Origin of the sequence: Pseudomonas sp. NBRC 111133, assembly GCF_001320605.1 — a bacterium.
Lineage (GTDB): Bacteria > Pseudomonadota > Gammaproteobacteria > Pseudomonadales > Pseudomonadaceae > Aquipseudomonas > Aquipseudomonas monteilii.
The window spans coordinates 1-10811 of the sequence record NZ_BCBJ01000007.1; the positions used below are offsets into that span (position 1 = coordinate 1).

Annotated in this window: 12 protein-coding genes; 2 read left to right on the top strand and 10 right to left on the bottom strand. The window is 64.4% G+C overall.

The annotated features are described in order from the left end of the window. Positions 1 to 32: 32 nt before the first annotated feature. The 7 genes from APH36_RS02500 to APH36_RS02530 form a co-directional block, all read right to left on the bottom strand. On the bottom strand, positions 33 to 812 hold the full coding sequence (locus tag APH36_RS02500) for an ABC transporter ATP-binding protein (protein WP_060497348.1): 780 nt from the start codon (positions 810 to 812) through the stop codon (positions 33 to 35). Then, entirely contained in the window at positions 809 to 2173 is a 1365-nt protein-coding gene (locus APH36_RS02505) for an ABC transporter substrate-binding protein (protein WP_060497349.1), read from the bottom strand. Before APH36_RS02505 ends, APH36_RS02500 begins: the two co-directional genes overlap by 4 nt. Positions 2174 to 2253: 80 nt before the next feature. After that, on the bottom strand, positions 2254 to 3318 hold the full coding sequence (locus APH36_RS02510; RefSeq protein WP_060497350.1) for a branched-chain amino acid ABC transporter permease: 1065 nt from the start codon (positions 3316 to 3318) through the stop codon (positions 2254 to 2256). Positions 3319 to 3322: 4 nt separating this feature from the next. Continuing rightward, the gene (locus APH36_RS02515) at positions 3323 to 4204 is read right to left on the bottom strand and encodes a branched-chain amino acid ABC transporter permease (RefSeq protein WP_060497351.1); all 882 of its coding nucleotides are present in this window, start codon (positions 4202 to 4204) and stop codon (positions 3323 to 3325) included. After that, complete coding sequence (locus APH36_RS02520) at positions 4204 to 4971, bottom strand: ABC transporter ATP-binding protein (RefSeq protein WP_060497352.1); 768 nt, start codon at positions 4969 to 4971, stop codon at positions 4204 to 4206. The genes APH36_RS02515 and APH36_RS02520 overlap by 1 nt, the downstream gene beginning before the upstream one ends. Next, positions 4968 to 5930, bottom strand: a complete 963-nt coding sequence (locus tag APH36_RS02525) for an AMP-binding protein (protein ID WP_060497353.1) — start codon at positions 5928 to 5930, stop codon at positions 4968 to 4970. Before APH36_RS02525 ends, APH36_RS02520 begins: the two co-directional genes overlap by 4 nt. Before the next feature lie 19 nt (positions 5931 to 5949). Next, positions 5950 to 7353: an LLM class flavin-dependent oxidoreductase gene (locus APH36_RS02530; RefSeq protein ID WP_060497354.1), complete on the bottom strand. Its 1404-nt coding sequence runs from the start codon at positions 7351 to 7353 to the stop codon at positions 5950 to 5952. A gap of 239 nt (positions 7354 to 7592) precedes the next feature. Between APH36_RS02530 and APH36_RS02535 the strand changes: the two genes are divergently transcribed. Then, on the top strand, positions 7593 to 8234 hold the full coding sequence (locus tag APH36_RS02535; RefSeq protein ID WP_060497355.1) for a TetR/AcrR family transcriptional regulator: 642 nt from the start codon (positions 7593 to 7595) through the stop codon (positions 8232 to 8234). Positions 8235 to 8302: 68 nt separating this feature from the next. On the opposite strand, the gene APH36_RS02540 is transcribed toward APH36_RS02535, so the two are convergent. Beyond that, positions 8303 to 9079: a class I SAM-dependent methyltransferase gene (locus APH36_RS02540; RefSeq protein ID WP_060497356.1), complete on the bottom strand. Its 777-nt coding sequence runs from the start codon at positions 9077 to 9079 to the stop codon at positions 8303 to 8305. A gap of 103 nt (positions 9080 to 9182) precedes the next feature. Between APH36_RS02540 and APH36_RS02545 the strand changes: the two genes are divergently transcribed. Further along, complete coding sequence (locus APH36_RS02545) at positions 9183 to 9803, top strand: hypothetical protein (protein ID WP_060497357.1); 621 nt, start codon at positions 9183 to 9185, stop codon at positions 9801 to 9803. A gap of 2 nt (positions 9804 to 9805) precedes the next feature. Here APH36_RS02545 and APH36_RS02550 read toward each other — a convergent pair whose 3' ends face one another. Then, a complete protein-coding gene (locus tag APH36_RS02550; protein ID WP_060497358.1) occupies positions 9806 to 10495 on the bottom strand; it encodes an extensin family protein in 690 nt (229 codons plus the stop codon). Next, positions 10495 to 10811: isocitrate lyase/phosphoenolpyruvate mutase family protein (locus APH36_RS02555; RefSeq protein ID WP_177337069.1), on the bottom strand; the 317-nt coding region annotated here is incomplete at its 5' end. The genes APH36_RS02550 and APH36_RS02555, both read right to left, overlap by 1 nt.

Here is a 10811-nt window from a genome sequence, read left to right on the forward strand (position 1 = left end):
TCGATCGCACAGGCGCCGATAAACCACCGGCATTACCCTTTCAGTTGCCCCCCCAGGTAGAAATGCCGCAGGTCTTCGCGCGCAGCCAACTCCGTAGCAGCCCCCTGACCCGCCACCCGGCCGTTCTCCAGGATGTAGGCATAGTCGGCATGGCGCAGGGCAACGTTGATGTTCTGTTCGGCCACCAGAAAACTCATGCCTTCCTTGGCATTGAGCTGGGCGACGATGTCGAAAATTTCTTCGACGATGATCGGCGCCAGCCCCATCGAGGGCTCGTCCAGCAGCACCAGCCGTGGCTGGGTCATCAGCGCACGGCCGATGGCCAGCATCTGCTGCTCGCCACCCGAGGTCAGCCCGGCCTGGGTCTTGCGCTTGGTTTTCAAACGCGGGAACCAGGCATAGATGCGCTCCAGCGCCTGTTCCAGTTCGCGCCGTGCCGGCTTGCGCAGAAAGCCCCCGGTACGCAGGTTTTCCTCGATCGTGAGGTGAGCAAACACGTGCCGCCCCTCCAGCACATGCACAATGCCTTGGGCCGCCAGGCGGTTGGCAGCGATGCCGGCGGTGTCCTGGCCCTGGAAGAGGATGTGGCCACGGCTGACCCGCGCACGGTCGGCTTGCAGCAACCCGGAAATGGCCTTGAGCGTGGTGCTCTTGCCTGCGCCATTGGCACCCAGCAAGGCGACGATGTCGCCCTGCCCGACCCGCAGGGAAACCCCGGCCACGGCCAGGATCGCGCCGTCGTAGATCACTTCGATATCCTGCACGCCCAACAGCGGGTGGGCATGCTCGGCAGCAAGCGGGCTGTGGGTCATGGGGTGGCCTCGTCTTTGGCGCATTCGCGGGGGGTAACACCTTTCTCACGGGCAAACTCGCCTGCCTTGGCATCGATCAGCGGGCGCAGGGTGGCGCGGTCGGCCTGTACCCAATCGGTCACCAGCGTCCACTTCTGGCCATCCCATTGCTGCACCTTGGCCGCGCCCCCCCCTTCATGGTCGCTGCACGACAGCTTCAGCGGCTGCATCAGGCCAAGGAAGCCGATTTCCTTCAGACGGGCATCGCCCAGGTCCAGGTGCTCCAGGCCCCAGCGCCCTTCCTCACCAGTCAGTGGGCGGCTGCCGAACTTCTTCTGCCCGGTGCGGATGGCCTCGACGGCGATGGCCGCGTTCACCAGGCCAGAGTTGTAGTACACGCTGCCGAAGCTTTTCGGGTCTTTGAGGTCGCTCTTGCCGGTGTCGACGATGTACTTGCGGATACGCTGGTGAATGTCGAAATCGGCGCCGCCGGGATAGGGCGTCAATGCCAGGTAACCCTTGCCAGCCTCGCCCGCCGGCAGCACGTCTTCGTTGGAGCTGGCCCAGATGTCGCCGACGATGCGGTCTACCGGGAAGCCGAAACGTGCCGCCGTCTTGATCGCTACCGGCGTGGACACACCCCAGGTACGCAAGAACACCCAGTCCGGCTTCTGCTGGCGCACCTGGCGCCATTGGCCGGCCTGTTCGTTGCCCGGGTCGGCCACCGGTATCTGGATGTTCTCGAAGCCGTATTTCTGCGCCAGCAGTGCCATTGGCCCTTGGGTTTCGCGGCCATAGGCGGAGTCGTGGTAGACAGTGGCAATCTTTTTACCCTTGAGCTTGTCCAGCCCGCCTTCGCGCTCGGCCACGTAGTTGATGAACGCCGAGGCCTCGCTGTAGAACGTCAGCATCACCGGGAAGTTGTAGGGAAACACCCGGCCGTCGGTGGCTTCGGTGCGGCCATAGCCCAGGGTGATCAGCGGAATCTTGTCGGCCTCGGCCTTTTCCGCCAGGGCGTAGGCTGCCGGTGCGCCGTTAGGCTGATACAACGCCACCGGCGCACCGTTCAGGCCATTCTTGAAGCGCTCATAGCATTCGATGCCCTTCTCGGCCGTCCATTCGGTTTCGCATTCCTGCCAGACCAGCTTTACGCCGTTGATACCGCCTTCGACCTCGTTGATGTAGCGCAGGTAGTCGATCATCCCGGCCCATACCGGAATGCCACTGGAGGCGTAAGCGCCAACCCGGTAGGTGGCCAACGGGAAGAACTGTTCGTTGCTGGCGGCCTGGGCCACCGGCTGCCAGGCCGAGGCAAGGCCCAGAGCAAGCCCCAGGGCAGCGGCGTGACGTTTGAAAGGTACGTGAGTGATGGTTTTTCGCATGGTCGATACTTTTAGGTGAAGGGTTGTGAACCTCCTCTCCCGTGGCCGGGTCAAGGTGCTGTCGATGGGTGTGGGATCGCTCAGAAGCGCAGCGGCCAGACGCGAATGCGTTCACGCAGGTTGCCCAGCAGGCGCACCAGACCCTCGGGCTCCTTGATCAGGAACCAGATGATCAGGCTGCCGAACAGGATTTTCTGCAGGTTCTGCAATTGCCCGGCATCGACATGGCCGTTGAACAGCCACTGCCCGGCATGGCTGAGCAAGATCGGCGTAAGGCTGATGAAGGCCGCGCCAATGAAGTTGCCGGCAATGCTGCCCATGCCGCCGATAATGATGATGAACAGGATCTGGAATGAGCGGTTGATGTCGAAGCTGCCGGCGCTGGCCGTGCCCAGGTAGGCAAAGGCCCACAACGCCCCGGCAATGCCCAGGTAGAACGCGCTGACGGCAAAGGCCAGGCGCTTGTAGCGCTCCACCTGGATGCCGATGACAGCGGCGGCGGTGTCCATGTCGCGGATCGCCATCCAGTTACGGCCCACCTGGCTACGCACCAGGTTGACCGCCACCCAGGTCAGTACCACCACGCAACTGAGGGTCAGCAGGTAGCGCCCTGCTGGCGTGGCCAGGTTATGCCCGAACAGTTCCAGGCGCGGTGCGCTGATGGTGCCGGACGAGGCGTAGTTGTAGAACCACGGGAACTTGGCGAACACCCACTCCAGGAAGAACTGCGCGGCCAGGGTGGTGACCATCAGGTAGAAACCCTTGATGCGCGAACTGGGCAGGCCGAACACCAGCCCTACCACCCCGGCGATCAGGCCGCCGCCCAGCAGCGCCAGCGGCAATGGCAGCCCCGGCACACGCAGCAGCAAGCCGTAGGTGGCAAAGGCCCCCACCGCCATGAAGCCCGCCGCCCCCACCGAGGTCTGCCCGGTGTAGCCGGTCAGCAGGTTCAGGCCAAGGCCGGCCAGCGACAGCACCAGGAACGGGATGAGAATCGCATTCAGCCAGTAGTCGCTGCCCAACCAGGGCAGCACGACAAAGGCCACCAGCAGCAACAGGGCCAGGCCCAACGGGCGGTGGCGTGCCACCAGGGTCAGCGGTGCATCGTCGAAGCGCGCTGTCAGGCGCGCGGCAGTCGTGGTCATGCGGTCATACCCGTTCGATGGCTCGGTCGCCGAACAGGCCGGCCGGGCGGATGTAAAGGAAGATCAGCGCCAGGAAGTAGGCGAACCAAGGGGTGATGCCACCGCCGATCAACGGCCCGATGTAGGCTTCGGCCAGGTTCTCTGCGGCACCCACGATCAGGCCGCCGACAATCGCCCCGCCAATCGAGGTGAACCCACCGATGATCAGTACCGGCAGCGCCTTGAGCACCACCAGCGACAATGAGAACTGCACACCTTGGCGTGCGCCCCACAGCAGCCCGGCCACCAGCCCGACCACGCCCGCCACGGCCCACACCACCTGCCAGATGCGGTTGAGGTTGATGCCCAGCGATAACGCCGCACGGGTATCGTCGGCCACCGCGCGCAAGGCCAGGCCGATACGGGTGCGGTTGAACAGCACGGCCAGCAGCGCTACCAGTGCAGCGGAAACACCAGCGGCCACCAGGTCGAACTGGCTGATCATGATGTCGCCGACGAACAGCGGCACGTCTTCGATGCCCAGGTCCAGCGCGCGCACCTGAGCCCCCATCAGCCCTTGGGCCAACCCTTCGATGATGAACGACAGGCCCAGCGTGGCCATGAACAAGGTGATCTGTGAGCGGTTGACCAGTGGCCGCAGCACCAGCCGTTCGATCAGCAGTGCGCCGATGATCATCACCACCACGGTAATGGCCAGCGCCACGGCAAACGGCAGGCCTTGCTGGTGCAGGCTGACGAAGGTCAGTGCAGCAAACAGCAGCATGGCGCCCTGGGCAAAGTTGAACACGCCGCTGGCCTTGTAAATCAGCACGAAGCCGATCGCCACCAGCGAATACATGGTGCCGGCGAGCAGGCCGCCGATCAGGGTTTCGAGGAAGAAGTTCATCAGTGTGCGGCCCCCAGGTACGCGGCGATTACATCGGGGTTGGCCTGCACGTCGGCGGGCGAGCCATCCCCCACCTTGCGCCCGTAATCCAGCACCACCACATGGCTGGACAGGCCCATCACCACTTGAATGTCGTGCTCGATCAGGATCACCGTGGTGCCAAGGTCACGATTGATATCGGCGATGAAGCGGCTCATTTCCTGCTTCTCTTCGGTGTTCATGCCGGCCATCGGTTCGTCGAGCAGCAAGAGCGTTGGATGGGCGATCAGCGCACGGCCCAGCTCCACGCGTTTCTGCAGGCCATAGGGCAGGCTGCCAACGGCCACCTCGCGCCAGGCCTGCAATTCCAGAAACTCCAGCACCTGCTCGGCGCGTTCGGCAAACGCCCGCGCCTCGCGGCGGGCACGCGGCAACCCCAGCGCCTGCTCCAGGAAGAAACTGCGCTGAAAACGCGACAGCCCGGTCAGCAGGTTGTCGAGCACGCTCATCTTCTTGAACAACGCGTTGTTCTGGAACGTGCGGCCAATGCCCAGCCGTGCGGCGGTCAGCGGGTGCGGGCGGCGCAGCGGCTGTTCGGCGAAAAACAGCTGGCCGGCATCAGCGCGATAGACGCCGTTGAGGATGTTCAGCAGCGAGCTTTTGCCCGCGCCATTGGGCCCGATGAGGGCGCAGATCTCCCCACGCCTTACACTGAATGACAGGTCTGATATCGCCTTGACGCCCTTGAACGACAGCGACACGTTGCGCACCTCCAGCAAGGCGCTCATGCCGCACGCTCCAGGTAATCACGCAGCCAGGCCGGCCGCGCCGTGCCCGAGGCAACAGGGGCGCTGGGCACATCGATGCGTTGCAGGCGCTGGAAGCCGAGCAATTGCCGCACGCGGGTTTTCAGCCAGCGCCGCAAGCCGCGTTGCGGATCTTGCTGCACCCAGTCGCACAGCCGCCGTTGCCAACTGCCAGCAGGCGGCAGCCGTGCCTCTATTTCATCGGCCAGTGCCTGCACCCGTTCAGCAGACAGCAGCAACGCCGTCGGGGCGATTTCGCGGCGATCGCGGCTGGCCGACTCGGCCGTTTCCGGAAACGCCAGGCCTTCACCCCGCTCCAGCCAGCGGTCGAGCAGGTGTGTCAGGCCTTCGCGCCATTCACTGCCTTCATCGACCCAGAGCACCTCGTCCCGGGTGACCTGTGCCCACCCCAAACGCTGCGCTGCAGGTGCAGCACCGACAAACAGCGCCGACAGCGGCTGAACCTGCCATTGGCCTGTGAGCACGGCGTCGGCTTGCGGCACAAACAACTGCAGCGGCCATTGGCCGTGCAACCCCGTTTGTAGCCATTGCGCCACTTGTTCGCGGCGCTGGACAAAGGCGAACCCCGGGTGGGCCAGGCGCAGCTGGCGTTGCAAGTCTTCGCCACGGCTGTTGGCGGGGATCAGCAGGGTATGGCCATTCAGGCGCCGTGCGGCCAACGCAAGCAACACCAGGCTGGGCTCGTAGGCACCGCTCAAGGCAAGCCGCGCGCCTGCCACAAAACCCTGCTGGCTCAAACCATCGGCCAGGCGTTCGACCTCTCGCTGTACGTCGATCCAGCGCCAGGCCTTCCACACGCCCAGGCGCCGATGGCGCAGGGCGACCCGGGTTGGGCGCTCCCGGGCCCAGCGCTGCAGGGCCTGCAAGTGGCTGTCGGCCACGGCATCAGCCTGCGGCGGGGTAAATTCATGCACATTCATCGCGTGGCTCCCTGTCGGCTCAGGCCGGCTCGGTAATGCTGGCCGGGGTGGGTTGGCGGCTCAGGTCGCGGTAACCGGCAGCCGGGTGCGTGGCCGGCAGCCGTGGGCCGTCACCGAACAGCTTCTCGCGCAGGGTGCCGGGGCGGTATTCGGTCTTGTAGGCCCCCCGTTGCTGCAGTTCGGGCACCAGCAGCTCGACCACATCGCGGAAGGTTTCGTGGGCCAGGGCATAGGTCAGGTTGAAGCCGTCGACATCGGTTTCTTCAACCCAGGCCTGCAACTCGTCCGCTACGGTCTGCGCACTGCCGACGATCAGGGGGCCAAAGCCGCCGATGCCGACCCAGTCGGCCAGCTCCTGCACGGTCCAGCGCTTGTTCGGGTCGGCGGTGGAAAACGCCTCGACAGCCGACTGGATGGCATTGGTGTGGATATGCTCCAGCACCTGGTCGGGCTGGTACTTGCTGAAGTCGATGCCGGTCCAGCCGGAAATCAGCGCCAGGGCGCCTTCATAGCTGGCGTAGCTTTTCAGCTCCTGCCATTTGGCCTGGGCCTTGGCATCGGTATCGTCGACGATCACTGTCTGCATGTTGAAGATCAGCACCTTGCGCGGGTCGCGCCCGGCTTCGCCGGCGCGGCGGCGAATATCGGCCACGGTCTTTTTCAGAATGACCTTGGACGGCGCGGCGACAAACACGCATTCGGCATGGCCAGCGGCGAAGTGCTTGCCACGGCTGGACGCTCCGGCCTGGTACAACACCGGTGTGCGCTGCGGCGACGGTTCGCACAGGTGGATGCCCGGGACCTGGAAGTGTTTGCCCTGATGGCGGATCTCGTGGACTTTGCGCGGGTCGGTGAACAGCCCGGTTTCGCGGTCGCGCACCACCGCACCGTCTTCCCAGCTGCCTTCGAACAGCTTGTACAGCACCTCCAGGTACTCGTCGGCGTAGTCGTAACGGGCGTCATGGTCACTCAGCGCCTTTTGCCCCAGGTTGCGCGCACCGCTGTCGAGGTAGGAGGTGACGATGTTCCAGCCGATGCGGCCCTTGGTCAGGTGGTCGAGGGTCGATAGCCGACGGGCGAACGGGTACGGGTGCTCGAAGGTAAGCGAGGCCGTCAGGCCGAAGCCGAGGTGCTCGGTGACCAGCGCCATGGGTGTGATCAGTGCTAGCGGGTCGTTCACCGGCACCTGGGCCGCCTGGCGGATGGCCGCGTCGCCATTGCCGCCCAGCACATCGTAGATGCCGATCACGTCGGCGATGAAGATGCCGTCGAACTTGCCGCGCTCCAGCAGCTTGGCCAGGTCGGTCCAGTAGTCCAGGTCCTTGTACTGCCAGGCACGGTCCTTGGGGTGGCGCCACAAGCCGGGCGACTGGTGGCCGACACAGTTCATTTCGAAGGCGTTCAAACGAATTTCACGTGGCATGGGGACTCCTGTTCGATAGGCTCGGCACCCTTGCAAGGTGCCCTTACTGCTCTATCAACACGATTCATGCCAACAAATTAGTCGTTAAAAATCAGTACTTTACAAAACAAAGCAACACGTCCAATGCCTGCGTGACGACACCAGTGTCGATCAACTGTCTACTGGCGAACAGCAGGTTTTGCGGGTTGGTTTTAGCCGGATGGCGCCTGACCCGTTAAGATGAACGACTCTTCAACCAGATGCAGACCACAATGCCCAACGACGCACCCATCGGCCCAGGCCGGCCAAAGGACCTGGCCAAGCGCGAAGCGATTCTCGAAGCGGCAAAGGCGCTGTTCCTTAGCCTTGGCTATGCCAACACCAGCATGGATGCGGTCGCTGCGGCGGCAGGTGTTTCAAAGCTCACCGTGTACAGCCACTTCACCGACAAGCAGACCTTGTTCTGCTCGGCGGTCATGGCCACCTGCCAGATCCAGCTGCCTGACCTGTTGTTCGAGTACCCCGAAGGTGTACCAATAGAAGAGGTACTGCTGACCATTGCCCGTGGTTTCCAGGCACTGATCAGCAGTGACGAAGCGGTCAAGCTCAGCCGCCTGATCATGGCTCAGGGCAGCCTGGACCCGAGTTTTGGCGAGTATTTCTACGAGGCCGGGCCCAAGCGTGTGCTGGCGGGGATGGAAGCGCTGCTGCGCGGGGCGAATGAACGTGGGCTGCTGCGCATTGACGACACGCTGCGGGCGGCGGAGCACTTCTTCTGCCTGGTGAAAGGCGCGCCGGATTATCGCTTGCTGCTGGGCTGTGCGGGGCCGCTGGAAGGCGAAGAGGCCGAGGCGCATGTGCGGGAGGTGGTGGGGGTGTTTGTGCGGGCGTTCAAACCCTGAAATTCGGGCGCCTGTGCCGGCCTTTTCGCGGCTAAAGCCGCGAAAAGGCCGGCACAGGCACAACAGAATCAGGCCTTCAGCGCCTTCTTCGGGTAAATGTCATACCGGCTCGACTTACCCTCCAGGCTATGGCTGGGCTTGGGCCCATCAATGATCGGCGCCTTGCGCGGCCGCTTCACCACCACCCGGTGGCTGGCCAGTGCCAGGGCGGCTTCGAGCAGGGCCGGGGCGTCCAGGTCATCCCCCACCAAGGGCCGAAACACGCGCATTTCCTTTTTCACCAAGGCGCTCTTGTCCCGGTGCGGGAACATCGGGTCGAGGTAGATCACCTGCGGCGCCTCCCCTTCCCAGCTGCGCATGCGCTCGATGGCGTTGCCGGTCAGCAAGCGCATGCGCCCGACAATCGGCCCAACTTCTTCATCCACACGGGCCCGCGCAAGGCCATCCTCCAGCAACGCGGCAATCAGCGGCTGGCGCTCGATCAGGGTCATCTGGCAGCCCAGGCTGGCCAGCACGAATGCGTCCTTGCCCAAGCCTGCCGTGGCATCCAGCACCTGCGGCCGCACGCCTTGGGCAATGCCCACGGCCTTGGCGATCATCTGCCCGTTGCCACCGCCAAACTGGCGCCGGTGCGCCGCCTGGCCTTCAACGAAGTCCACCCGCACCGGCCCCGGTGCCTGCGGGCCCAGTTGCTGAATCTGCAAACCCTCGGCGCCCACCTGCACGGCGAAGCCGGCGCTATCGTCCTGTAGCGGCAGGCTTAGACGCTCGGCCCACGCCTTGGCCTGTTCCGCATACTCAGTCGACATCGCTTCGACCCTGATACCCGTGCCTTGCTCTTCCATCGTCCACACCTAAAAAGTCAAACCAAGCCTTAATGAATCGGCAGCCACGGCCGATACAGGCAATATCCCGCTATTCTGCCAGAGCACAACGCGCGCGACTGCCATGTCAGATACTCTTCCCATCGGCTTGACCTACTTGTCGCCTGTCGGCAACTACAGTCAGCACAACACCCAGGCACTCGGGGGCGTCAGCCACCTGTGGCAGGACTTTTTTGCCCGGGCCATGGCCGAGCAGCAGGAAGAGCCCGTAGACAGCGTCAGCCAGTCGTTCGTGCAGTATGACCAGGACAGCGGCGAACCCATCGGCGGCGCCCGCGCACTGGCGCTGATCGACGCCCAGCGCGCCTGCCCGGTGCAAGACACCGAGGTGGCCCCGCCCGAACCGCTGTTCCTGCCCAAGGCAGAGCTTGAAGCCAAGCTGCTGCCCCCTGCTCCCGAGCCGTTCAGTGCCCTGGAACTGATCGAGCAGCAGCGTCAGCTCGATATCAGCAACAGCTGGATGCGCCCGGTGGTGATGAGCCAAGGCCAGCCGATTGCCGAACCCGGCCCAGGCCCTACCCCGCGCGCATTGTTCCTGCCCATCGCCGAATTCGAAACCGACCTGCTGGACCCGGCGCCCGAACCGTTTGATGACACAACCCTGGCCAAGCAGCAGAACGACCTGGAGTTCGATATCCACTGGGCACGCCCGGTGGTGCTGAACAACGTGCGCGTTCACGCCTGAGGCTAACGGCAGACCTGCCAGCGCCCCATGTCCAGATGAAAGTGGTTGTGGTGCGCGGCGTTGTAGCCCGGCCCCAGTACCGTGCTGAAGCTCTCGCAGGCCGCCTGCTGCACTTGCCGCAAGAATTCCGCCTTCTGCCCACCGGCCTGCCAGTCACGGGCCAGCACAATGCGCTGGCCGTCCTGCAGGCGAAAGCCACTGATATCCAGTGCATTGGCTGTGGCGTGCTGGCTCAGGCGGCCCTGCTTGCGGTGGTAGACGTTGCGGCAGGCAAAACTGCCCAAGTGATCCACCTGAGCCACCGACTGGCCCAACACCCGCTGTGCCACAGGCTGCAGACCATGGTTTTCAAACAGCGCATAGGCCACCGCCAGCGGGCAACTGGCCAGAAAGCTGCTGCTGAGCCGCGCTTGGCCGCCCTCGATGCGCCATACGTTTTGCAGCGGGCAGTTGGCGGAAGTCGGGCTGTCGGCTTGCGCCCGGTAACGCAGCTGGCTGGTTTCCAGCGCCTGTCGGCACAGCGCCGGGTCATCGCGCAGGCGTGCGAGCTTGGAAGGGGTCAGGACATTGGGCGGCTGGCGTACGTCCAGCGGCGCCCAAGGATTCCAGGCGGCGGGCAGACGCCAACCGGAGTACCAGGCCAGGCCGGCCAGCAGCAGCACGCCGGCCAACAGCGCCAGCACGGCCTTCATCAACGGCGGAACAGGTCGTTCAGCTGAGCGAATGGCAGTGCCTGCTCCCCATAGCCGAATGTACCCTCATCGCGGATTTCCAGCGCAGCCCGGTGGAACGCCCCCAAGGCGGCGCGAGCCAGCGACGAGCCGACACTGATGCGGCGCACACCCAGGTCCTGCAACTGGTTCACGCTCAGCGGCACGCCTGCCATGCCCATCAACACATTCACCGGGCGCGGCGCCAGGGCCTGCACCACCGCGCGAATTTCCTCGGCGGTACGCAGGCCCGGGGCGTAAAGCACATCGGCGCCGGCTTCGGCGTAGGCCTGCAAAC